Consider the following 23,623-nt stretch of genomic DNA (forward strand, 5'->3'; position numbering starts at 1 on the left):
CGGCGGACCTGCCGCGTTGTGGGCGACCTTGGCCACCTGCTCCGCGAGCCGGAACACCGGCTGGTCCTCGGCCCCGGACCCGGCTTCCCGCACCCGTCCGAACAAGGCGCGGCCACGGCTCCACTCGTCCCGGTCGGCCGCCATGGCCACCACGGCCTGGAGTTCCGGTGTCCGGTCCCCCTCCGCGACGGCCGCTTCGAGCACCCGGCCCGCCCAGGCCACCGGGTCGCGCCGGGACTCGAAGAGGGTGCGCCCCCAGGAACGGTCCTTGTCCGCACGCGCGCGTGCGGCGAGTTGCCCGTCCGGTGTCGTCGCCTCGCGCAGGGTCCGGCGGCAGAGGGCGTCTGCTGTGCGGGTGGTTTCCGGGAGGCGGTAGGCCGGAGTGAGGGCGAGGGTGTGGGCGCAGGCCGTGGCGAGGGTGACGCGGTGGCCGGTGGAGACGAAGACGGGTTTCACGGACTCCCGGGTGCGCAGGGCACGGCCGACCTCCTCCGGGCCCGCGAGCAGGGGGGACGAGGATCCTCGGGGCGCGTCCGGTTCGTCGTAGGAGAAGGTGAAGGGGTTCTTGGCGACGCCGATGGTGGGCAGGCCGGTGAGGACGCCGAGGTGGCTGGCGAGGCCGAAGCGGCGGGGGTGGGCGAGGCCGTAGCCGTCGCAGACCACCAGGCCGGGGTCGCAGGAGAGCGCGTCGAGGGCGGCCAGCACCGTGGGGATCTCCCGGAAGGCCAGCAGGCCCGGCACGTACGGGAAGGAGATCCGGCCGACGGCGGTCGCCTCCGCGACGACCTCCAGGGTCGCCGCGTCCAGGACCACGGCCGCCGCCGCCACGACGTCCAGCTCGTCGTCGTAGGCCACGTCGACGCCGGTGACGTGCCCGGTGCCGGGCGGCGGGCCCGGCTCGTCCAGCACCACGCGTGCGCGCAGCTCGTCCTGGACGGCACGGGCCTCTTCCTCGGTGGCGGGCCAGCCCGCGGGGATGCGTACGGTCGTCATGATGCCGACGAGCGTACGGCCCCCTCGGTCAGCTCTTGTCGCCCAGGGCGCGCTTGAGCTGGCTCTTGTTCATGTCCGAACGGCCGTGCACGTTGCGGCGCTTGGCCTCCTCGTACAGCTGGTCGTACGTGGGGCCCTGGGAGCCCTTGCCGGACCGCTGGCCGCCCCGCTTGCCTGACGACATGTCCTGGGTCGAGGTACGGCTGGCCGTCTTGGACTCGCCGGAGCGGGCGCGTTCCTTGTTCACCGTGCGGGCGGCGATCTCCTTGGCCCGCCCGGTGCTCTCGCCGCGCTCCTGCGCGCTCTTCTTTATGTGCTCGTACTGGCGTTCCCGCTTGGGACTCGAACCGCTGGGCATGTGCGCTCACTCCTTCCGCGGTCGGCGGCCGAGTACCCACATTCCGGATCACCTCTCCAGACGGGCCGCGCGCCCCTTCTCACCCGCCGCCCAGCAGCCGAGGTCGGGCGTGCAGTCGACGGTGTCGTACGAGCCGGTGTCGACGGTCCGCCAGGTGCGGCCGCCGTCCGTGGTCAGGTCGGTGCCGGTGGGGCCGACCGCGAGGGCGGCGGTGCGGCTGTGCGGGAGCCAGGCGACGCCCGAGCGGTAGGCGCTGACCGGGGCCGCGGCGGGCCGCCAGCCGGCGCCGCCGTCCCGGGTGCGGGCCGCCGCGCTCGGGGAACTCTGGTCGGGGCGGTAGTCGCCGCCGACGGCGAGCCCGTGCGCCCGGTCGCGGAAGGCGAGGGCGAAGACGCCCCGGGCGGGGTCCCCGGCGGGGATCGGGGTGTCGGCGGCGGTCCAGGTCCGTCCGCGGTCGGCGGAGTGCAGCACACGCGCGCGTGCGGCGCCGCCGGTGGCCAGCCAGACGTCCTGGGACCCGGCCGTCACCAGGCACTGGCCACTGGCCGCGAAGCCGGCCTCGCCCGGCAGCGCGTCGGGCATCCCGTCCGGGGGCAGGACCGTCCAGGACCGGCCGCCGTCGGCCGTGGACAGGATGCGGAACTTCCCCTCCACCGGGTCGCTCATGGCGAGGCCGTGGCGGCGGTCGAAGAAGGCCATGCAGTCGTAGAAGGCACGCGGGTCGGTGTTGCGGAACGCCTCGGTCCAGGTCGCGCCGCCGTCCTCGGTGCGGTACACCCGGGACGCCTCGCCCTCCCCGATGGCGAGCACCACGGCCCGGCGCGCGTCGAACGCCTCGACGTCCCGGAACTGGAGCTCCCCGGCCCCCGGCGGCGAGACGTTCCGCCAGCTCGCCCCGCCGTCCGTGGTGCGCAGCACCGTGCCGGCACTCCCGGCCAGCCAGGCGGTATCCCGATCGACCGCCGCGAGCCCACGGAACCGTACGCCCGGACTGCCGGTGTCCTTGGGCGCCCAGTGGAGGGAAGGCTGCCCGTACGAGGAAGCCACCTCGTACGTCTGCGCGGGCGCCTGGGCCTGCGCCGGGACGGCTGTCAGCGCGGCCAGCGCCGCCGCGCACACCGCCCCCGCGGCCGTCGTGCGAAACGTGCGTCCCCTGCGCCGCGTCTTCCCCAAGGCCCTCATGGCGGGGGAAGCTAGTCCACCCCCACGGCGCCGTCCAGACCGCCTCGCAGCCTCACGCCATCGGACCGCCTCAGCAGCCACATAAGGCCTCCACAACACCAACAGACGAAACCCGTCACTCCAGTGCATGAAAGGCGGTGACCGAGGTCACTCGACCCCGGTGTGCACGGATTCCTCGATTCCGTCGTCTCTTACAGTGCCCGGCCATCCCGGAGCCCCGTCCAGCCGTCGCAAGGGAGCAAGGCGTTGTCCTACGTCATCGAGCAGCTCGTAGAGGCCCGTCTCGTCGCCGCCGCGCCGCGGGTGTCGAGCATCCCCGCCACGCTGCACTACGACCGGCGCGACCCGTTCGCCGTCCGCATGACCTTCCCGGCCCCCGCCACCCTGGAGGGCGTCGAGGTCTGCTGGACCTTCAGCCGGGAGCTCCTCACCGACGGGATGCGCGGGAGCGTGGGCCACGGCGACGTCCGCGTCCGGCCCTACGGCTACGACCGCACGGTCCTGGAGTTCCACGCCCCCGAGGGCACGGCCGTCGTACACGTCCGCAGCGGTGAGATCCGCCGGTTCCTGGACGCCACCGGCGAGCTGGTCCCGGTCGGCCTGGAACACCTCCAGCTCGACCTGGACCACGACCTGGCCGAACTGATGCGGGACGCCTGCTAACAGGCGCCGCCCAGCAGGGAGTTGAGCTCGCCGTAATCGGCTCCGCCCGCGAGCGTCCCGTAGGTCCCCGCACCGAGCAGCTCCCGCGCGGCGCGCCGGACGAGGGCGTGGACGGCCTGGGCGATTCCCGAGCCGACGCTGACGCGCGCCACACCGAGCGAGGCCGGCTCGGACATGCTCGGCGCGCCGGGGCCCGCCGGCACGTTCAGGGGCGCGTCGATCCCGTCGACGAGCAGCTTCACGGTTCCCGGGTCGACGGCCCCGGGGACGAAGATCCCGTCGGCGCCCGCGGCGAGGAAGGCGGCGGCCCGCTCCAGGGTGGCGTCCACTCCCCCGGCGCCCCGCAGGAACGTGTCGATGCGCGCGTTGACGAACAGCGGCACCTCCTCGGCATCGGCGGCCGCGCGGGCGGCGGCGATCCGCTCCGCCTGCTCGGGAACGGGGCGCAGCGGTCCCGCGCCGGGCCCGTACCGGGCGTCCTCGATGTTCACGCCCACCGCGCCGAGCGCGAGCACCGCCCGGATCGTCCCGGCGACGCCCGCCGGATCCTCGGCGTATCCGCTCTCGATGTCCGCGCTCACCGGCACCCCCATGGCGGCCACGATGCGCGCGAGGGCCTCCAGGGCTCGGTCGCGGTCCAGCCGGCCGCCGTCCGCGGCACCGAGGTCCCAGGCGAGCCCGGCGCTCGTGGTGGCCAGTGCGGGGGCGCCGGCGTCCGCGACGGGCACTGGCGGTGCCCCAGGCGTTCGGCAGCACCAGCGGGGTGCCCGGGACGTGCAGGGAGCGGAAGGCGAGAGCGCTCGCGGAGGGAGGCGTCCTTCGTCATGCGTCGACCCAACCAGCTCGTCCAGGCAAGGGCTGGCAGGAATCCGACAGGGACGTACGGCCCCGGACGCGGAGCTTCCCGGCATGCTCAGGCGCTCGGCGGGTGCGCCGCAGCGTCACGGACCAGGCTGGTCAGCGGGCCGCGGGTGTGCCAGCCCAGGGACGCGTACAGGGCGCGCCCTTCGGTCGTCGCGGCCAGCACGGCGTCCGAGGCGCCCGCGGCGACGGCGGTGTTCCCCAGGGTCCGCATGACCAGACTGCCGAGTCCCCTGCGGCGGTGGGCCGCGGAGGTCTCGACCTGGTCGACCACGGCCCTCCGCCCGGGGCCGGGCACCACGACCTGGCCACGGGCCGCGAACGCGCCGTCCTGGGTCAGGACGAACACGCGGGTGACACCGCCCCTGGTCCAGGTACGCGTCCGGTACCCCGCGGGAACCTGGGCGGCGGCGGACCGCAGCGGGGCGGACATCAGGAAGCCGTCGTCCTCGAAGCGCCAGCCGGGCGCCACCCAGGGGGCGACGGTCCGCCGCGGCAGGAAGACCTTGAGCCAGGTGCCCGGCGCCGTGGCCGCCTCCGTCAGTTTGCGGACCAGCGCCTCGTCGGCATCGGGCAGGACGTGCCGGGTGACGTGGCCGGTCAGCCCCACGTAGACGGTGCAGCCCCAGGGCTCGGCGACCGGCGGCGCCGCTCCGCGGGAGACGACCCAGCCCTCCACCCACGAACGTACGAGTTCGGCGTCCATACGGATCCCCCGTAATAGGCAAAGACGGTGACCGCATATTACGCGGTGGCTGCCTGCCCCTGGGTGTCGGCTCCGCACTAATTCCGTTGACAGCCCCTCCGCCCCCTCCTACGGTGTGGAGCGGTCCTGTTGCCGTCGATTGGAGAAGGACGTTGCTCGTCTGAGGTCCTGAGACACCCGCCGTCACACCCCCGAGGTGTGGCCGCCGTGTGCGACCTCGGCGTTCGAGCCGTCCTCCGGAACAGGGCCTTTGCGCTGCCCTCCCGAGGCCTCCTCGCGGGTCGCAGGTGTCTCGATACGCGTTTGCCCTTGTCGCGTCGAGCAACCGCGGAGGCCCGCATGTCACCTTCCATCGCCTGTACGTCCCTCGCCTTCACCTGGCCCGACGGCACCCCCGTCTTCGAGGGCCTCGACACCGCCTTCGGCCCCGGCCGCACCGGGCTCGTCGGAGTGAACGGCTCGGGGAAATCCACCCTGTTGAAGCTCATCGCCGGTGAACTCACCCCCGCCGACGGCACCGTCCGTGTCGCGGGCGAGGTCGGCTACCTGCCGCAGAACATCACGCTCGACACCGGCCTCAAGGTCGACGAGGCCCTCGGCATCGCCGACCGGCGCGCCGCGCTGCACGCCATCGAGGCGGGCGACGTGTCCGAGGCGTACTTCGAGACCGTCGGCGACGACTGGGACGTGGAGGAGCGCGCCCTCGCCACGCTCGGCGAACTCGGCCTCGGTCACATCCAGTTGGACCGTACGGTCGGTGAGGTGTCCGGCGGTGAGTCGGTGCTGCTGCGGCTCGCCGCGCTGCTGCTGCGCCGCCCGGACGTCCTGCTCCTGGACGAGCCGACCAACAACCTCGACCTGTACGCGCGCCGGAGGCTGTACGCCGCGGTCTCCGCCTGGCCGGGGGTCCTGGTCGTGGTCAGCCACGACCGCGAACTCCTCGACCTGGTCGACCAGATCGCCGATCTGCGCTCCGGGGAGATCACCTGGTACGGCGGCAACTACTCGGCGTACGAGGAGGCGCTCGCGGTGGAACAGGAGGCGGCCGAGCGGATGGTGCGGGTCGCCGAGGCCGATCTGAAGAAGCAGAAACGCGAACTGACCAACGCCCAGGTCAAGTTGGCCCGCCGCAAGCGGTACGGCCAGAAGATGTGGGATCAGAAGCGCGAGCCGAAGATCGTCATGGGGGCGCGCAAGCGGGCGGCACAGGAGTCCGCGGGCAAGCACCGGATCATGCACGAGGAGAAGCTCGCCGAGGCCAAGGAGCGGCTCGACGAGGCGGTGGAGGCCGTACGGGACGACGACGTGATCCGCGTCGACCTGCCGTACACGGCCGTGCCGCCGGGCCGGGAGGTGCTCACGCTGCTGGATCTGGAGTTGGCCCACGGCGCGCGTGTGGCGGGCGGGTTCGATCTGCGCGGGCCGGAGCGGATCGCGCTGATCGGACGCAACGGCTCGGGCAAGACCACGCTGCTGCGCACCATCGCCGGGGAGTTGGAGCCGGTGTCGGGCGAGGCCCGCACGCATGTGCCGATGCGGTTCCTGCCGCAGCGGCTCGATGTCCTGGACGGCGAGCGGACCGTCGCCGAGAACGTGGCCCGGTTCGCGCCGGCCGCCACCAACAACCGGATCCGGGCGCGGCTGGCCCGCTTCCTGTTCCGGGGCGCCCGCGCCGACCAGAAGGCGGCGACGCTCTCCGGCGGCGAACGCTTCCGGGCGGCACTGGCGGCGCTGATGCTGGCCGAGCCCGCCCCGCAGCTGCTGATGCTGGACGAGCCGACGAACAACCTGGACATGGCGAGCGTACGGCAGCTCACCACGGCCCTGGAGTCGTACGAGGGAGCGCTGATCGTGGCCAGCCACGACCTGCCGTTCCTGGAGTCGATCGGCATCACCCGCTGGCTGCTGCTCGACGGAGAACTGAAGGAAATCACGCCAGAGGCTGTCGGGTATCCCGCCTAGCGTCGACGGCATGAGCGAGTTCATCACCATCACCGGAGCCAGGGAGAACAACCTCAAGGACGTCACGCTCCGCATCCCGAAGGGCCGGCTGACCGTGTTCACCGGCGTTTCGGGATCGGGCAAGTCCTCGGTCGTCTTCGACACCATCGCGGTGGAGTCGCAGCGCCAGCTGAACGAGACGTTCACCTGGTTCGTGCGCAACCGGCTGCCCAAGTACGAGCGGCCGCACGCGGAGACGCTGCGGGACCTCTCCCCCGCGATCGTCGTCGACCAGCGCCCGATCGGCGGCCACTCGCGCTCCACGGTCGGCACGATGACGGACGTCTACTCGGTCATCCGGGTGCTGTTCTCCCGGCACGGCACCCCGAGTGCCGGTCCCGCGACCGCGTACTCCTTCAACGACCCCTCGGGCATGTGCCCGCAGTGCGACGGTCTCGGGCGGGCCGTGGGGCCGGACTGGAGCCGCATCCTGGACGAGGAGCGCTCCCTCGCCGACGGCGCGGTCCGCTTCCCGCCGTTCGCCGCGGGCACCTGGCAGGGGCAGGCGTACACGAACTCCGCCGAGCTGGACCCGCACAAGCCGGTGCGGCGGTTCACCGCCGCGGAGCGGGAGTTCCTGCTGCGCGGCAGGCCCGGCAGCAAGGTCACCGTCAGCGGCTCGGGCGGCACCTGGACCACCGACTACGAAGGGCTCGCCGACCGTTTCGAACGGCTGTACCTGAAGCGGGACCTGTCGTCGATGAGCCAGAAGACCCGTGACCTGGTCCGGGAGTTCATGGTGGACGGCGTCTGCCCGGCCTGCCGCGGCGCCCGGCTCAACGCGGCGGCGCTCGCCACCGAGATCAACGGGCTGACCATCGCCGACTGCACCCGGATGCAGGTCAGCGACCTCATCGCCGTACTGAAGGAGATCGACGACCCGGTCGCGCGGCCGATCGCCGGGGCCGCGGTGGCCGCGCTGGAGCGCATCGACGCGATCGGGCTCGGCTATCTCAGCCTGGACCGGGAGACCGCCACGCTCTCCGGCGGCGAGGGGCAGCGGCTGAAGACGGTGCGGCACCTCGGTTCCAGCCTGACCGGGATGACGTACATCTTCGACGAGCCGAGCGTCGGGCTGCATCCGCGGGACGTGGGGCGGCTCGGGGAGCTGCTGCTGCGGCTGCGCGACAAGGGCAACACCGTGCTCGTCGTGGAGCACGACCGGGACGTCATCGCCCTCGCGGACCATGTGGTCGACATGGGTCCGCGGGCCGGCGCCGACGGCGGGCGGGTGGTGTTCGAGGGCACGCCGGACGGTCTGGCCGCCTCCGGGACGCTGACCGGGCGGTGTCTGGGCCGTCGTACCGCCGTGAAGGAGACCGTGCGGGAGGCGGCCGGCGGGCTGTGGGTGAAGGGCGCGGACCGGCACAACCTGCGGGACGTGACGGTGGAGTTCCCGGCCGGGGTGCTGACCGTGGTGACGGGGGTGGCCGGGTCGGGCAAGAGCTCCCTGGCCGCGGAGTTGACCCGGGCTCACCCGGAGGCGGTGGTCGTGGACCAGTCGTCGATCGGGATCTCGGCGCGGTCCACCCCGGCGACCTATGTCGGGATCATGGACACGGTCCGGAAGATCTTCGCCCGGGAGACCGGTGCCGAGGCGGGCCTGTTCAGCTTCAACTCCTCCGGCGCCTGCGCCACCTGCGAGGGCCGCGGGATCATCTCCACCGACCTCGCCTTCATGGACCCGGTGACGACGACCTGTCACGACTGCGAGGGGCGGCGCTTCAAGGACGAGGTGCTGCGGCTGACCGTCGACGGCCGCTCCATCGCGGACGTCCTGGAGATGACGGCGGGGCAGGCGCTCGACTTCTTCGCCGACACCGGCGTACGGCGCCGGCTGCGCGCCCTGCGCGACGTCGGGCTCACCTACCTCACCCTCGGCCAGCCGCTGTCCACGCTCTCCGGCGGGGAGCGCCAGCGCATCAAGCTGGCGACCCGGCTGCATCTGACCGGGGCCCTGTACGTCCTCGACGAGCCGACGACCGGGCTGCACCTGTCCGACGTGGACGCGCTGCTCGCCCTGCTGGACCGGCTGGTCGACGCGGGCAACACGGTCGTGGTGGTCGAGCACCACCTGGACGTGGTGGCGCACGCCGACTGGGTCGTCGACCTCGGTCCGGACGGCGGGCGCGACGGCGGCGAGGTGATCTTCACCGGTACCCCGCGCGGGCTCCTCGACGTCCCCGGATCCTTCACCGCGGAGCATCTCAGGAGGGCCACAGCCTGGTGAGACGGGTTTTGCCCGGGCGGACCGGCCCTGCATGATGGCGGACCGGCGCCGGATCACGGGCGCCGGAACCTGTCGCCGATTCGGAGAATCTCGTGCCCAGCAAGAAGGCCCTCGTCCGCCGCCCCGGCCCGCGCCTCGCCGAGGGGCTGGTGACGCACATCGAGCGGGAGAAGGTCGACGTCGGCCGCGCTGTGGAGCAGTGGGAGGCGTACACGGAGGCGCTGCGCGCCCACGGCTGGGAGACCGTCGAGGTGGATCCGGCCGACGACTGCCCGGACGCGGTGTTCGTCGAGGACACGGTCGTCATGTACCGGAACGTCGCGCTGATCACCCGCCCCGGCGCCGAGGCGCGGTGCGCGGAGACCGTCGGCGTCGAGGAGGCCGTCGCCTCCCTCGGCTGCTCGGTGAACTGGATCTGGGAGCCCGGCACCCTGGACGGCGGCGATGTGCTGAAGGTCGGTGACACGATCTACGTCGGCCGCGGCGGGCGCACCAACGCGGCCGGCGTCCAGCAGGTGCGGGCCGCCTTCGAGCCGCTCGGGGCGCGGGTCGTCGCCGTACCGGTGAGCAAGGTGCTGCATCTGAAGTCCGCGGTCACCGCGCTGCCCGACGGAACGGTGATCGGGCACATCCCGAAGGTCGACCGGCCGGCGCTCTTCCCGCGCTTCCTGTCGGTGCCCGAGGAGGCCGGGGGCCATGTGGTGCTGCTCGGCGGCAACCGGTTGCTGATCTCCGCGAGCGCGCCGAAGACGGCGGAGCTGCTCGCCGACCTCGGTCATGAGCCGGTCGTGGTGGACATCGGCGAGTTCGAGAAGCTCGAAGGCTGTGTGACATGTCTCTCGGTACGGATGCGGGACCTGTACGCCTGACCTGGTGACACCTCATCCTCGCAGTCCCGGGACCTGCCGGTTCCCGGGGCTCTTCGGGCATGCCCTCCGCATCCTTGGGAACCCGGCTGATCAGCGGTCCTTACAGCATTTTTAACCTACGGCTTCGTAACCTACGGTCTCGTAGCCTACGATTCCGTAGGTTCCACCGACCGCCAGCCGGTCCGCTTCCGCTCGTGTGACGCCCCCCTGGAGTTCCCGTGACGATTACTTCCCCGAACCTCGGCAGCCCGACCTCGGCCTGGACCGACGCCAGGCTGCTCTACGCGCTCGAGGAAGTGGTCGAGACGGAACTGAACCGCCATCTCTCGGTCGCCAAGGACTGGATGCCGCACGAGTACGTGCCCTGGTCCGACGGCCGCAACTTCCCCGGGTTCTTCGAGGACGGCGAGGCCTGGGACAAGGAGCAGTCCAAGGTCACCGAGATCGGCCGGATCGCGCTGGTCGTGAACCTGCTGACCGAGGACAACCTGCCCAGCTACCACCACGAGATCGCCTCGCTCTTCGGCCGCGACGGCGCCTGGGGCACCTGGGTGCACCGCTGGACCGCCGAGGAGGGCCGGCACGGCATCGTGATGCGCGACTACCTGCTCGCCTCGCGCGCGGTGGACCCGGACAAGCTGGAAGCCTTCCGCATGGCCCACATGAGCGAGGGCTTCGAGTCGGACAACCGGCACTCGATGCTGCACTCGGTGGCCTACGTCGCCTTCCAGGAGCTCGCGACGCGCATCTCGCACCGCAACACCGGCCACCAGTCCGGCGACCCGGTCTGCGACCGCATGCTCGCGCGCATCGCGACCGACGAGAACCTGCACATGGTCTTCTACCGGAACCTGCTGAAGGCCGCCTTCGAGCTCGCCCCCGACCTGACCATGCAGGCGGTCCGGGACGTCGTCGTGAACTTCCGGATGCCCGGTCACGGCATGCCCGGCTTCGAGCGGTTCGCCGCGCAGATGGCGATCGGCGAGGTCTACAACATGCGGATCCACCACGACGACGTGCTCCAGCCGGTGCTGCGCCATCTGAGGGTCCTGGAGATCGACGGCCTCGGCCCGGAGGGCCTCAAGGCGCAGGAGGAACTCGGCCTGTTCATGAACGGCCTGGACGCCGAGGCCTCGAAGTTCGACGAGAAGCTGGCCGCGCGCAAGGCGCGCATGGCGGCGCGCGCCGCGGGCTGACGCCCTGCCCGGTAGTCCTTCAGGAACACCCCGGACACCGGATCGCCCGCCTCGCCGCGCACGATCGGGGCGTACACGCGGGCCGCCCCGTCCACGACGTCCAGCGGCGTCCGGAATCCCGCGCCGGCCATGCGGGCCTTCTTGGGCGCGGGGTTCTCGTCGGTGATCCAGCCGGTGTCGGCGGCGCACATGTGGACGCCCCGGCCCGCGAGTTCGGCGGCGCTGGTGCGCGTGAGCAGGTTGAGGGCGGCCTTGGCCGTGTCGGTGTGCGGGTGGCCGGCCGTCTTGTGTGGAAGGCGGCCGGCTCCTCCTCGTCGATGCCCTCGCCCATGTCCCCGCCCCGTGCCTGTGCGCGTGGTGGCCCCGGCCGGATTCGAACCGGCGTGTCCGCCCTGAGAAGGCGGTGAGTCTGCCTCTGCTCCGCAGGGGCCCCGACGCGGACCCGGGGATCGGATTCGTACCGATGTCTGCCGCCTTGGCGAGGCGGGTGCGCCTGCCTCTGCGCTACGCCCGGGTGCGCCCCCGGATCCCAACCGCACCGCGAACGGCCGGTCGCCTCGTTTCCGGCGGCGCACGGGGCGTGGCCTCAGGTCAGTGGGCCGTGCGCCGCAGCGCCAGCCGCTCCTTCTCCGACAGGCCGCCCCAGACGCCGAAGCGCTCGTCGTTGTCCAGGGCGTACTCCAGACAGGCGGAGCGGATGGGGCACAGGCCGCAGATCCGCTTCGCCTCCCGTACGGAGCTGCCCGGCTCGGGGAAGAAGAAGTCCGCCCCGGTCTGCGCGCACAACGCCTCCTGCTGCCAGGTGAGATCGGGCGTGGTGACTGTGTCGATGAACATGGCCCGAAGCGTGCCCGGCGGCGAAAAACGTTCGATCAACGCCGGATCAACGCCTCGGGGCGCGGCCCCGGGCGACCGCACGATGATGCCCCCGCCGCGCCCCGGAAAGCACGGCGGCGCGCGGCGTGTCCGACGCGATCCGGGAGCCCGGTCAGCCCTCCGGCGGGGCGGCGCTCCTGATCACCGCGAAGCGGGCGCCGTAGGGGTCCTCCAGCTTGGCCATCCGGCCGACACCCTCCACGTCGACGGCGGGCATCCGGACCGTGCCGCCCTGCTCCTGCGCCTTGCTGACGACGACATCGGTGTCCCCGACCTCGAAGTACGGCAGCCAGTACGGCTCCTCCTCGGTGCCGGTGGGGTCGTCGGCCAGGGTGACCAGGCCGCCGAACATGGCGTCCTCGCCGGCGCCGGCGGGGTTGATACCGGTGTAGACGCCGCCGGGGAACGCCATCGCCGAGGTCTCCCAGCCGAACACGGTGTCGAAGAAGGCGGCCTCCCGGGCCAGGTCCTGGGTGTACAGCTCCACCCAGCACAGCGAGCCGGGGTCGCCCGCGACGTCGAGGCCCTGGAGGGCGGCGGGCTGCCAGACGCCGAAGGTCACCCCCGCGTGGTCGGCGAGGATGGCCATGCGGCCCTTGCCCATGACGTCGTCGGGCGGCATGACCACCTGGCCGCCCGCCCGCTCCACCGCCTTCGCCGTGGCGTCCGCGTCCGGGCTGTGGAAGTAGACGGTCCAGGCGGGCGGGCCCTGCTCGGGCGGGTTCTGCATGCCACCGGCGGCGGTCCTCCCGTCGAGCTGGAAGAAGCCGTAGCCGCCGGACCGGGGGCCCGCCGACCGGAACTCCCAGCCGAACAGGGCGTGGTAGAAGGCGGTGGCGCCGTCGATGTCGGTGGTCCCGACGTCGACCCAGTTGGGAGCGCCGTGGACAAAACGGGTGGTGAGCATGATGCCCTCCTCCGAGGGGTCCCGATGCGTGCTCAGCCGAGTCTTCCACCGCCCACTGACAATCGCCGTCGGAGCGCGTCCCATCCGTGGGACGTCCGGATGTTCTTACCGGAGCGTGCGGCATGGGAGCGGGTCGTGGGCACGGGGAGCCGACGCCGGAGCCGCTCGGGGACGTCCCTGGACCGGGACCGGGCCGCACAGCAACGCGTCGAACACATGTTCGCAGACCTGTTGGGCCGAGGCGCTGAGTAGCTGCTCCATGCTCCGCCACGAGAAGCCCTGAGCCACGGGGCCATCCGGGGGATTCTCGACCGGCTCGGCACGAAGGACCAGCCGGTCCTCGGATACGGGTAGTGGTCGTCCCCGGCAGGCACCGCCGGCCAGTCGGCTTCCGCCTGGAGCAGACCGGCCGACGGCCCTGCCGCCCGGGTTGTCCCGACGGAGAACACCCTCCCCGTTCTAGGCCGAGCCCCGCCGCACCAGCGTCGTCGGCAGGACCACGCTCGCCTGCTCGTCGGCCGGCCCGCGCAGCAGCAGCCGGGCCATCAACCGCCCCATCTCCTCGATGTCCTGACGGACCGTCGTCAGCGGCGGATCCGTCTGCTCGGCCACCGGCAGCATGTCGTCGAACCCGATGACGGCCACGTCCTGCGGCACCCGCCGCCCCCGCTCCCGCAGCACCCGCAGGGCGCCTGCCGCGGTCAGGTCGTTCGCGGCGAACACGGCGTCCACGTCGGGGCACCGGTCGAGGAGTTCGCGCATCGCCCGTTCACCGCCGCCCGGCGTGAAGTCGCCCTCGGCGATCCACCGCGGATCCGCGCCCTCCATGACATCCCGGTACCCGTCCAGCCGGTCCACCGCCGAGGTCTGGTCCAGCGCCCCGGTGATGTGCGCCACCCGGCTCCGGCCGAGCCGCACGAGATGCCGTACGGCCTCCCGCGCCCCGCCCCGGTTGTCGCTGTCGACGTACACCACGTCGCCGCGGACCCCGCGCCAGCCGGGCCGTCCCCCGAACACCGTGGGAATGCGGGCCTGCTGGATCAGTCCGGGCAGCGGGTCGTCGAGGTGCAGGGAGAAGACCAGCGCGCCGTCGACATGCCCGCCGAACAGGTAGCGGGCGACCCGGGCATGGTCGTCCCGGCCCTCGGTGAGCAGCAGGACGAGCTGGTTGTCGTGGGCGGCCAACTCCTTGCTGATGCCCCGCAGTTGCAGGGCGAAGAAGGGGTCGGCGAAGACCCGGCTCTCCGGTTCCGCGACGACGACGGCCACCGCGTCGTGGCGCCGGGTGACCAGACTGCGGGCCGCCTGATTGGGCACGTATCCGAGCTCCTCCACCGCTCGCCGCACCCGCGCGGCGAGGGGTTCCCTGACCCCGTCCCCGCCGTTGACCACCCGGGACGCGGTGGCCCGTGAGACCCCGGCGCGTGCGGCCACGGCCTCCAGCGTGGGACGCGGGGCGGTGCCGGTCACTTCGGGCTCCTCATCGGCCCAGGATAGCCCCGGCCTCCCACGCCGTGAGAGCGCTCCAGTCCTGACTCAGTGCTCGTGTTCGTGCTCTTGCTTTTGCTCTTGCTTTTGCTCTTGCTCTTGCTCTTGCTCTTGCTGGTGCTCGTGCGGCTCGTACCCCGGGATCGTCCCGTCCGTCTTCTTCACCAGGAACAGCCCCACCATCCCCATGTCGGAGTGGCTCTGCACATGGCAGTGGTACATCCAGGCCCCCGCGCCGACCCCCTCGCCCGCGATCACCTGGAAGCCGAAGGAGTCCGCCGGGCCCACGATCTTGTTGTCGATGACCTGACTGGGATCGTCGGGCCCGGTGAGCATGCCCGTGCGGTTGTCCGCCCACCGGTGACCGTGCAGGTGGAAGGTGTGGTAGAACTCGCCGTGCGTGATCATCACGAACTCGACCCGATCCCCCACGGTGGCCTCGAAGTCGGGCCCGGAGTGCGCCGGCTTGTTGTTGATCAGCAGGTCGTTGAAGACGATCGTGTACGTCATGTCCGGCAGCACATCGCCCGCGCGCCGCACGATCACCGGGCCGTACAGGCCCTTCCGGATGCCGCCCGTTCCGTGTTCCGTCCCGACCACGTGGTCGTGGTAGTGCCAGTAACCCGCGCTGCCCGCCCGCCAGGTGCCGTCCTTGCGGCGGCCGGGGGCGTGGGTGCGCCAGGTGTAGGTGCGGGTGCCGCCGGGCTCGACGTCGCTCTTGCTCAGCTTGGTGCCGTCGCTGGAGATCTCGTAGTCCAGGCCGTGCACATGGAGGCTGGCCGCCACGTCCATGGTGTTCTCGAACTCGATGTGCAGGGTGTCGCCCTCGGTGACCTCGATCAGCGGTCCCGGGATGGTCGCCTTGCCCTTCTCGAAGCCGTAGCCCATCTGCCCGTCGGCGAGCTTCTCGGCGTACAGCTTGAGGTGTCTGACCTCGCCCGTGGCGGTCGCCGTACGCGCCGTTCGGTCGGCGCCGGTGGCCTTCGGCGCCATCGACAACGATGTCGTGAGGGCCGCGCCGCCCAGCAGTACCCGACGGTTGAAGCCGCGTCTGTCCATGCCGAACTCCCCTGTTCCGGTACGGAGTTCGAGACAGTAGCGGGACCGGAGCGGTTTATCCACACGCAGGACAAAGTTCGTTCCATTCTGGTCATAGGTATTGGCGAGTGAAGCGAAGAGGTCTAGCTTCCATGGCGCTGTTGCTGTGACCGAGGAGGTGCCCATGCACTTACGAGGGTTGAGCACGAGAAGACGCGGCTGGGCGGCGGCCGTAGCGGCCGGAGCCGTTGCCGCCGGACTGCTGTCGGGCCCGCCCGCGAGTGCGCGCGTGGCCCCCGACCCGACCCTGACAACGATGTCCATCAAGTCGCCCCCGGGCGGCGCGAACGTACGCGTGCTGATCTTCTACGGCTCCGCCGCCGCCGGCGACGAGTCGCCCCTGGTGAACGCCGGTATCGAGGCGATCGAGAAGATCGGTCTCTCGGGGCCGCTGAACCAGCGCTTCAAGGTCGAGGCGACGGACGACGCCTCGGTCTTCACCGACGAGACCGCGCTGGGCCGTTACAACGCCATCGTGTTCCCGACCGGCGGCGGCGACGTCCTCGACCCCGAGCAGGAAGCGGGACTCGAGGCCTACATGGAGGCGGGCGGCGGTTTCGTCGGCCTGCACGACGCGGCGCGCGCGGAGCCGTACTCGGAGTGGTTCACCGGGCTGATCGGTGCCCGGCCGGCGGCCGGCGGCCCGGCCGGCGTGCAGCGGGCGACCGTGGAGGTCGGCGACCGCTCGCATCCGGCGACCAAGGATCTGCCGGTGCAGTGGAAGCGGCCGGACCGCTGGCTGAACTGGGCGAAGAATCCCACCGGCAGCGTGCACACCGTCGCCCGGGTGCGCGAGTCGACGTACCAGCCCGGTGCGGGCGCCAACGGCTGGGACCACCCGGTGAGCTGGTGCCGTGACTACGACGGCGGCCGGTCCTTCTACACCGGCATGGGCGGCACGGTCTCCTCGTACGACGAGACGGACTTCCGCGCCCATCTGCGCGGCGCCCTGCTGTGGACGACCCGGCTGGTGCGGGCGGACTGCAAGGCCACCATCACCGGCCACTACACGGCCGAGCGGCTCACCCGGCCCAACCAGCCGGGCCAGAACGACCAGATCGGCGAACCGCACGGCCTGGTCACCGCCCCCGACGGGCGGGTGCTCTACATCGGGCGCGGCGGCGCCGACTCCTCCCAGCCGGTGATCACCGACTGGAACAACCCGGACATCGGCAAGGGCCAGGGCGAGATCCACGTCTATGACCCGAAGACCGAGCAGGTCACCCGGGCGGGCGCGCTCACCGTCTTCGGCAACAAGGGCGGCGGCGACGAACTGGTCAAGGTCGAGGAGGGGTTGCTCGGCATCGAGCTGGATCCGCGGTTCCAGGAGAACGGGTGGGTGTACCTGCACTGGACCCCGCACGCGCAGATCAACCGTGACACCCGCATGGCCGAGCGGCGGGTCTCCCGCTTCACGCTCGACCTCGCGACGAACAAGCTGGACCTGAGCAGCGAGAAGGTGCTGCTCAAGTGGCCGGTGCAGATCCACAGTTGCTGCCACGCGGGCGGCGGGATGGCCTGGGACTCGAAGGGCAACCTGTACATCGCGACCGGCGACAACAACTCCAGCCGCTTCAGCGACGGTTACTCGGGCAACAACCCTCAGCCGAACTACAAGGGCGTCTCCTTCGCCGACGCGCGCCGGACCGCCGGGAACACCAACAACCTCAACGGCAAGATCCTGCGCATCCATCCGGAGCGGGACGGGACGTACACGCTGCCCGAGGGGAACCTGTTCACCGGGCGGGAGACGGACGAGGGCGGCGGCAAGACGCGCGGCGAGATCTATGTGATGGGTGTCAGGAACCCGGCCCGTATCTTCGTCGACAGGTCGACCGACATCCTCTACGCGGGCTGGGTCGGCCCGGACGCCGGCGCTCCGTCACCGACCTGGGGTCCGGCCAAGTACGACACGTTCGCCGTCATCACCAAGGCGAGCAACCGGGGCTGGCCGTACTGCATGGGCAACAAGCAGCCCTACCGGGACCGCAATCTGCCGGACCCGGCCAAGCCGCTCGGCTGGTACGACTGCGACCACCCGAAGAACGAGTCGCCGAACAACGACGGCCTGGTCAACCTGCCGCCGGTGACCGGCAACAACATCTGGTACTCGCCCCAGGGCGGCGCCCCGGACTTCCCGCGCGACGCGGACGGCGTCCCGTCCTACCAGCAGGCGGAGTCGACGTATCTGCTGCCGTGGCTCAAGGGAGGCGGACAGGCCGCGATGAACGGACCCGTCTACCGCTACGACGCGGCGAGCACCAGCACCACCAAGTGGCCCGCGTACTGGGACGGGAAGTGGTTCGTCGGTGACTTCTACGACGCCGACCAGCCGCGCAACGCGGTCATCACCGACCCGAGGACGCACGGCGAGGGCGGACTGCCGGTGCACTCGGAGTCGTTGAAGAAGATCGTGCCGGTCGGCAGCGACGGCATCAAGAACCTCATGGACTGGAGGTTCGGTCCGGACGGCGCGCTCTACGTCCTCGACTACGGCCGCGGCTTCTTCACCTCGGACGCCAAGTCCGCGCTGTGGCGGATCACGTACACCGGCGGCGGCCCGACGCCGGCCGCCGGACAGCTGGCGAGGGGAGCGCAGTGATGCGGCAGCGCAGACTCCTGACGGCCCTGCTGGCCGCCGTCCTGGTCCTGCTCGGGGTGCAGGCGGCGCCGTCCACCGCCCGGCCCGAACCGGCGGCCGCCGCGGCGCAGGTGCTCACCTGGACGGCGGGCGACGACATCACCAAGTACACCTCGGCCCCCACCACGGCGGTGGCGGGCGCGGCGACGATCGTCTTCGAGAACAGCGCGGCGACCGGCAACACCACCGGCATGCCGCACACGCTGACGTTCGCCACCAGCGACCCCGAGTTCAACAGCGATGTCCAGCTCAACATCCTGGCGACCCCGGGCGACGACCAGGGCGGCCGCCACACCGCCGAGGTCACGCTCACCCCGGGCCGCTACTTCTACTCCTGCACGATCCCCGGCCACGGCCAGATGCAGGGCATCCTCGTCGTCACCGAGGGCACCGGCGAGGACACCACCGCGCCCGCGACCTCGGCGCACGTCAGTGGCACGCAGAACGCGCAGGGCCAGTACGTCGGTTCGGCGAGCGTCATGATCCACGCCACCGACGAGGGCGGCTCCGGGGTGGACCGCGTCGAGTACGCGATCGGCACGGGCGCCTGGCAGCCGTACACCACGCCGGTCGTGGTGGACCAGGTCGGTGACCACACGGTGCGCTACCGGGCCGTGGACAAGGCGGGGAACGTCTCCGCCGAGAAGAGCGCCGCGTTCACGGTGGTGGCGCCGCCCACGGACGACACGACCCCGCCGGAGACCTCCGCGACGGTGAGCGGGGAGCGCAATCCCGACGGCAGTTACACCGACATGGCGACGGTGACCGTCTCCGCGTCCGACACCGGTTCGGGCGTCAACACCATCGAGTACGCCGTCGGGACGGGCGCCTGGCAGCCGTACACCATGCCCGTGATGGTGCATCAGGTCGGCACGCACACCGTCCGGTTCCGCGCCACCGACAAGGCCGGGAACGTGGCGGCCGTCAAGAGCGTGGAGTTCACCGTGGTCGCGGCGCCGCCGCAGGACACCACACCGCCGGTGACGGGCGTGACCGTGGAGGGCACGCGCAACTCCGACGGGGCGTACGTGGCGAGCGCCAGGGTGACGGTCAGCGCGACCGACGCGGGCGGGGTCGCGGGCATCGAGTACTCGCTCGACGGCGGGCCCTATCTGGCGTACGGCGCACCCGTGATCGTCGACCGGGCGGGCGCGCACACGCTCGCGTACCGGGCGACCGACACGGCGGGCAACACCTCCGCGGCGCGGACGGTGAGCTTCACGGTCGTGTCGGGCGGGGTGCCCGCGCCGCCCTGTCCGGAGTACGACGAGCGGCTGACGGTCATCGTCGGCACGGTCGACTCCGGGGTGCCGAACCGGCTGACCGACAACCGGTGCCGGATCAACGAGTTGATCGAGGACGAGAAGGAGTGGACGTCCCAGGCGCTGTTCCTCAAGCATGTGAAGACGGTCCTCGACCGGCTGCTGCGGGAAGGCGTCGTCGACCAGCGCGAGTACAACCTGATCACCCGGGCCGCCCGCCAGTCCGGTATCGGCACACCGGGCCAGACCGAGGGCTACCGCACGCTCTTCGACGGCAGCGCCGGCTCGTTCGCCAAGTGGCGCCACGTGGGCGGCGGTTCGTTCGGCCTGAACGCCGACGGGTCGATGACCAGCGGCACCACCCGGGCCGGGCTCGGCATGCTGTGGTTCCCCGAGCGCAAGTACGGCGACTTCTCGCTGCGCCTGCAGTGGCGTGACGACGCTCCGGGCACCGGGAACGCCAACTCCGGTGTCTTCGTGCGCTTCCCGTGGGTCCACGACCATCCCGAGGAGACCCGTCCCGAGTGGGTCGCCATCAAGTACGGCCACGAGGTGCAGGTGCTCGACCGGCCCGACGGCGACATGTACAAGACGGGCTCGGTCTACGGCTTCGACCGGGTCGGCCTGGCCGGCGCGGGCGTGACCGAGAAGGGCACCTGGAACGACTACGAGATCCGGGTGGTGGACCAGCACTACTCGGTCTACCGCAACGGCGTGCTGATCAACGAGTTCGACAACCTGGGCGGCCAGGACTTCTCCCCGCCCCGCTCGGACGATCCCGGCACGGACGGACGCCGGTTCGCCTCCGGTTACCTGGGCCTCCAGGTGCACGGCACGACGGACGTGGTGTCGTACCGGGACATCCGGATCAAGGAGCTGTAGGCCCCTCCTTGCGGGCCTTGCTCGGCTGTACCCGCTTGGGTTCTCCCGGCATCTTCGGATACTCGGGCGGGTACGGCAGATCCCCGAGCCCGTGGTCGCGCTCGTCCCGCGCGGCCAGTTCCAGCAGTGCCTCCAGCGAGAAGCGGTGCTCGTCCATGTCGGCGTGCACGTCGCCGAGTTCGGCGAAGCGGGCCGGCATGGTCGCCAGGTCGAAGTCGCGGGGGTGTGCGGTGCCGACCTCGTCCCAGGTCAGGGGTGCGGAGACGGGGGCGTGCGGGCGGGGGCGCACCGAGTAGGCGGAGGCGATGGTGCGGTCGCGGGCGGTCTGGTTGTAGTCGATGAAGATCCGCTCACCCCGCTCCTCCTTCCACCACTTGATCGTCACCTGCCGCGGCATCCGGCGCTCCATCTCCCGGCCGACGGCGATGGCGGCCCGGCGGACCTGGGTGAACGTCCAGCGCGGTTCGATCGGCACGAAGACGTGCAGCCCTCGTCCGCCGGAGGTCTTGGGCCAGCCCTTCAGGCCCCCGAACTCCTCCAGCACGGCACGCAGTTCGTGGGCGGCGCGGACCGCGTCGTCGTAGTCGGTGCCGGGCTGCGGGTCGAGGTCGATGCGGAGTTCGTCGGGGCTGTCGACGTCGTCCCGGCGCACCGGCCAGGGGTGGAAGGTGAGCGTGCCGTACTGGGCGGCCCAGAGCACGGCCGCCTCCTCGGTCGGGCACATCTCGTCGGCGCTGCGTCCGCTGGGGAAGGTGATGTGGGCGGTGGGGATCCAGTCGGGCATGTTCTTGGGGGCCCGCTTCTGGAAGAAGTTCTCGCCGTTCACCCCGTCCGGATAGCGCTCCAGCGTGGTGGGCCGGTTCCGCAGGGCGCGCAGGATGCCGGGCCCGACGGCCTGGTAGTACCGGGCGAGGTCCAGCTTGGTGAAACCGCGCTCCGGGAAGAAGACCTTGTCCGGGCTGGACAGCCGTACCGTGCGCCCGCCCGCCGCCAACTCCACCGCTTCACCCATGCGAGCCACGGTAGGCGCACCTCCCATGGCTCGCATACCGGGCGGATCGGGAGGGTTCCGCGCAAAATCGGACCATGGACCTCCCCGTGATGCCGCCCGTCAAGCCGATGCTCGCCAAGTCGGTCGCCAGGATCCCGGCGGGCATGCACTACGAGGCGAAGTGGGACGGGTTCCGGGCGATCGTGTTCCGCGACGGTGCCGAGCTGGAGCTGGGCAGCCGTACCACCAAGTCTCTGACCAGGTATTTTCCCGAGCTGGTGACGGCGCTGAAGGAGCGGCTGCCCGAGCGGTGCGTGCTGGACGGGGAGATCGTGATCGCCCGCGAGGGGCATCTGGACTTCGACGCGCTCACCGAGCGGATCCATCCGGCGGCCTCCCGGGTGCGGACGCTCGCCGAGCGGACCCCCGCCTCCTTCGTCGCCTTCGATCTGCTCGCCCTGGCGGACGAGTCGCTGCTGGACGTACCCCTGACCGACCGCCGGGCGCTGCTGACCAGGGCGCTGGCCGGGGCGACGCCGCCCGTGCACGTGGCACCCGCGACCATGGACATCGAGGTGGCCGAGCGGTGGTTCGAGCAGTACGAGGGGGCCGGTCTCGACGGGGTGATCGCCAAGCCGCCCACCTCGCGGTACCGGCCGGACGAGCGGACCATGTTCAAGATCAAGCACGAGCGGACGGCCGATGTGGTGGTGGCCGGGTACCGGCTGCACAAGAGCGGGCCCGTCGTGGGCTCGCTGCTGCTCGGGCTCTACGACGACCGGGGCGCCCTCCAGCATGTCGGGGTGTCCGCCGCCTTCTCCATGAAGGTGCGCGCCGCGCTGGTCGAGGAGCTGGAGCCGCTGCGCATGGACGAGGTCGCCGGGCATCCCTGGGCGGCCTGGGCCGAGGAGGCGGCGCACGAGACGGCCCGGCTGCCGGGGGCGCCGAGCCGCTGGTCGGGCAAGAAGGACCTGTCGTGGGTGCCGCTCAGACCCGAGCGGGTGTGCGAGGTGGCGTACGACCACATGGAGCAGGGGGCGCGCTTCCGGCACACCGCCCGGTTCCGCCGCTGGCGCCCGGACCGGACTCCGGAGAGCTGTACGTACGCCCAGCTGGAGGAGCCGGTCCGGTACGACCTGGAGGAGATCCTCGGCGGCTGATCAGGGCTGCATCAGCACCTTGACCGCGCCGTCCTGCTTGCGCTGGAACATCTCGTACGCGTGCGGCGCGTCGGTCAGCGGCACCCGGTGGGTGGCGAAGTCGTCGACGCCGAGGGGGTCCTCGTCCGTGAGGTACGGCATGATCTCGTCGGCCCAGCGGCGGACGTTGGCCTGGCCCATCCGGATCTGGATCTGCTTGTCGAACATGGTGAGCAGCGGCAGCGGGTCGGCGGTGCCGCCGTAGACACCGACCAGCGAGAGGGTGCCGCCGCGGCGGACCAGGTCGATGGCGGTGTAGAGGGCGGCGAGCCGGTCGACGCTGAAGCGTTCCGCGAGCTTCCCGCTCAGTGCCCTCGGCAGCAGCCCGGTGGCCTGCTGGGCGAGGCGGGCGGCGGCGCTGCCGTGCGCCTCGGTGCCGACCGCGTCGATCACGGCGTCGGGGCCGCGGCCGTCGGTGCGGTCGCGGATGGCCGTGACGAGTTCCTTCTCGCTGTCGAAGTCCCGCAGGTCGAACGTCTCCACGCCCCGGTCCCGCGCCCGCTGCAGCCGTTCGGTGACCAGGTCCACGCCGAACACGCTCCCGGCGCCGCGCGCCCGCGCGATCCGGCAGGCCATGTCACCGATCGGCCCGAGTCCGAGCACCGCGACGCTGCCGCCGGGCGGGACGTCGGCATAGGCGACCGCCTGCCAGGCGGTGGGCAGCACGTCGGAGAGGTAGACGAACCGGTCGTCGGGCGGGCCCTCGGGCACCTTGATCGGGCCGAACTGCGCCTGCGGGACCCGCAGGTACTCGGCCTGCGCGCCCGGCACCGAGCCGTACAGCCGGGTGTAGCCGAAGAGGGCGGCGCCCATGCCCTCGCCGGTGCACTGGGTGGTCTCGCACTGGGTGGGCAGCCCGTTCAGGCACATCCAGCAGTCGCCGCAGGCGATCTGGAACGGCACCACGACCCGGTCGCCCGCGCTGAGGTCCACGACGCCCGCGCCGACCTCCTCGACGATGCCCATGGGCTCGTGCCCGAGGATGTCGCCCGGCGTCATGAACGGGGTGAGCACCTCGTACAGATGCAGATCGGAGCCGCACAGCCCACTGGAGGTGATGCGGATGATCGCGTCCGTGGGCTCCTGGATGATCGGATCGGGCACGTTCTCCACCCGGACGTCCCGCTTGCCCTGCCACGTCACAGCCTTCACGCCTCTGGCTCCCTCCATCGGATCCGCGTCCCGGGTACCCGGGGCCGCTGCTGTGAACCGCGGGTGCG

General features: G+C 71.6%; 17 protein-coding genes, 2 tRNA genes and 3 pseudogenes. 8 read left to right on the plus strand and 14 right to left on the minus strand.

What is annotated here, in order from left to right; translation table 11 throughout:
• Positions 1 to 309: 309 nt before the first annotated feature.
• The 3 genes and pseudogenes from ACWD1Z_RS05245 to ACWD1Z_RS05255 form a co-directional block, all read right to left on the minus strand.
• Positions 310 to 993, minus strand: a pseudogene (locus ACWD1Z_RS05245) (endonuclease V); the annotation flags it as partial.
• A 28-nt stretch (positions 994 to 1,021) separates the two neighbouring features.
• Entirely contained in the window at positions 1,022 to 1,351 is a 330-nt protein-coding gene (locus tag ACWD1Z_RS05250) for a plasmid stabilization protein (protein WP_451115690.1), read from the minus strand.
• Between the two features lie 48 nt (positions 1,352 to 1,399).
• Positions 1,400 to 2,533 carry a WD40/YVTN/BNR-like repeat-containing protein gene (locus ACWD1Z_RS05255; RefSeq protein ID WP_451115692.1) on the minus strand — a complete coding sequence of 378 codons (1,134 nt, stop codon included), beginning with the start codon at positions 2,531 to 2,533 and terminating at the stop codon, positions 1,400 to 1,402.
• 246 nt (positions 2,534 to 2,779) lie between these two features.
• Between ACWD1Z_RS05255 and ACWD1Z_RS05260 the strand changes: the two genes are divergently transcribed.
• Positions 2,780 to 3,196: an SsgA family sporulation/cell division regulator gene (locus tag ACWD1Z_RS05260; RefSeq protein ID WP_451115694.1), complete on the plus strand. Its 417-nt coding sequence runs from the start codon at positions 2,780 to 2,782 to the stop codon at positions 3,194 to 3,196.
• Here ACWD1Z_RS05260 and ACWD1Z_RS05265 read toward each other — a convergent pair.
• Together ACWD1Z_RS05265 and ACWD1Z_RS05270 are read right to left on the minus strand one after the other, a co-directional pair.
• Positions 3,193 to 3,976: pseudogene (locus tag ACWD1Z_RS05265) on the minus strand (isocitrate lyase/PEP mutase family protein). The gene ACWD1Z_RS05260 and the pseudogene ACWD1Z_RS05265 sit on opposite strands and share 4 nt — an antisense overlap.
• Before the next feature lie 133 nt (positions 3,977 to 4,109).
• Positions 4,110 to 4,763, minus strand: coding sequence for a GNAT family N-acetyltransferase (locus ACWD1Z_RS05270; protein WP_451115696.1), 654 nt, complete (start codon positions 4,761 to 4,763; stop codon positions 4,110 to 4,112).
• A 339-nt stretch (positions 4,764 to 5,102) separates the two neighbouring features.
• Here ACWD1Z_RS05270 and ACWD1Z_RS05275 point away from each other — a divergent pair, with 339 nt between their 5' ends.
• From ACWD1Z_RS05275 to ACWD1Z_RS05290, 4 genes are all read left to right on the plus strand, one after another.
• Positions 5,103 to 6,725, plus strand: coding sequence for an ABC-F family ATP-binding cassette domain-containing protein (locus ACWD1Z_RS05275; protein ID WP_451115697.1), 1,623 nt, complete (start codon positions 5,103 to 5,105; stop codon positions 6,723 to 6,725).
• Between the two features lie 10 nt (positions 6,726 to 6,735).
• Positions 6,736 to 8,994, plus strand: coding sequence for an ATP-binding cassette domain-containing protein (locus ACWD1Z_RS05280; RefSeq protein WP_451115699.1), 2,259 nt, complete (start codon positions 6,736 to 6,738; stop codon positions 8,992 to 8,994).
• A gap of 92 nt (positions 8,995 to 9,086) precedes the next feature.
• Entirely contained in the window at positions 9,087 to 9,863 is a 777-nt protein-coding gene (ddaH, locus tag ACWD1Z_RS05285) for a dimethylargininase (protein WP_451115701.1), read from the plus strand.
• A 218-nt stretch (positions 9,864 to 10,081) separates the two neighbouring features.
• The gene (locus ACWD1Z_RS05290; RefSeq protein ID WP_451115702.1) at positions 10,082 to 11,059 is read left to right on the plus strand and encodes an acyl-ACP desaturase; all 978 of its coding nucleotides are present in this window, start codon (positions 10,082 to 10,084) and stop codon (positions 11,057 to 11,059) included.
• Positions 11,060 to 11,067: 8 nt separating this feature from the next.
• Here the strand turns inward: ACWD1Z_RS05290 and ACWD1Z_RS05295 are convergent.
• From ACWD1Z_RS05295 to ACWD1Z_RS05325, 7 genes and pseudogenes are all read right to left on the minus strand, one after another.
• A pseudogene (locus tag ACWD1Z_RS05295) lies at positions 11,068 to 11,349 on the minus strand (short-chain dehydrogenase); the annotation flags it as partial.
• 65 nt (positions 11,350 to 11,414) lie between these two features.
• Positions 11,415 to 11,490, minus strand: a tRNA-Glu gene (locus ACWD1Z_RS05300).
• 9 nt (positions 11,491 to 11,499) lie between these two features.
• Positions 11,500 to 11,574 (minus strand) — tRNA-Gly (locus tag ACWD1Z_RS05305).
• Between the two features lie 76 nt (positions 11,575 to 11,650).
• Positions 11,651 to 11,896 (minus strand): WhiB family transcriptional regulator, encoded by a 246-nt coding sequence (locus ACWD1Z_RS05310; RefSeq protein ID WP_250073254.1) that lies wholly within the window; start codon positions 11,894 to 11,896, stop codon positions 11,651 to 11,653.
• Between the two features lie 151 nt (positions 11,897 to 12,047).
• Positions 12,048 to 12,842: a VOC family protein gene (locus tag ACWD1Z_RS05315; protein ID WP_451115704.1), complete on the minus strand. Its 795-nt coding sequence runs from the start codon at positions 12,840 to 12,842 to the stop codon at positions 12,048 to 12,050.
• A gap of 459 nt (positions 12,843 to 13,301) precedes the next feature.
• Positions 13,302 to 14,312, minus strand: coding sequence for a LacI family DNA-binding transcriptional regulator (locus ACWD1Z_RS05320; protein ID WP_451115706.1), 1,011 nt, complete (start codon positions 14,310 to 14,312; stop codon positions 13,302 to 13,304).
• Between the two features lie 66 nt (positions 14,313 to 14,378).
• A complete protein-coding gene (locus ACWD1Z_RS05325) occupies positions 14,379 to 15,389 on the minus strand; it encodes a multicopper oxidase domain-containing protein (protein ID WP_451115708.1) in 1,011 nt (336 codons plus the stop codon).
• Between the two features lie 163 nt (positions 15,390 to 15,552).
• On the opposite strand from ACWD1Z_RS05325, the gene ACWD1Z_RS05330 reads away from it, so the two are divergent.
• A complete protein-coding gene (locus ACWD1Z_RS05330; RefSeq protein WP_451115709.1) occupies positions 15,553 to 18,030 on the plus strand; it encodes a ThuA domain-containing protein in 2,478 nt (825 codons plus the stop codon).
• Positions 18,030 to 20,213, plus strand: a complete 2,184-nt coding sequence (locus ACWD1Z_RS05335; protein WP_451115711.1) for an OmpL47-type beta-barrel domain-containing protein — start codon at positions 18,030 to 18,032, stop codon at positions 20,211 to 20,213. Before ACWD1Z_RS05330 ends, ACWD1Z_RS05335 begins: the two co-directional genes overlap by 1 nt.
• On the opposite strand, the gene ligD is transcribed toward ACWD1Z_RS05335, so the two are convergent.
• Positions 20,200 to 21,225, minus strand: coding sequence for a non-homologous end-joining DNA ligase (ligD, locus tag ACWD1Z_RS05340; protein WP_451115713.1), 1,026 nt, complete (start codon positions 21,223 to 21,225; stop codon positions 20,200 to 20,202). The genes ACWD1Z_RS05335 and ligD overlap by 14 nt on opposite strands.
• A 74-nt stretch (positions 21,226 to 21,299) precedes the next feature.
• On the opposite strand from ligD, the gene ACWD1Z_RS05345 reads away from it, so the two are divergent.
• The gene (locus tag ACWD1Z_RS05345) at positions 21,300 to 22,364 is read left to right on the plus strand and encodes an ATP-dependent DNA ligase (protein ID WP_451115715.1); all 1,065 of its coding nucleotides are present in this window, start codon (positions 21,300 to 21,302) and stop codon (positions 22,362 to 22,364) included.
• Here ACWD1Z_RS05345 and ACWD1Z_RS05350 read toward each other — a convergent pair whose 3' ends face one another.
• On the minus strand, positions 22,365 to 23,555 hold the full coding sequence (locus tag ACWD1Z_RS05350) for a zinc-dependent alcohol dehydrogenase (protein ID WP_451115717.1): 1,191 nt from the start codon (positions 23,553 to 23,555) through the stop codon (positions 22,365 to 22,367).
• Positions 23,556 to 23,623: the final 68 nt, after the last annotated feature.

The organism is Streptomyces sp. NPDC002784, from assembly GCF_053592135.1.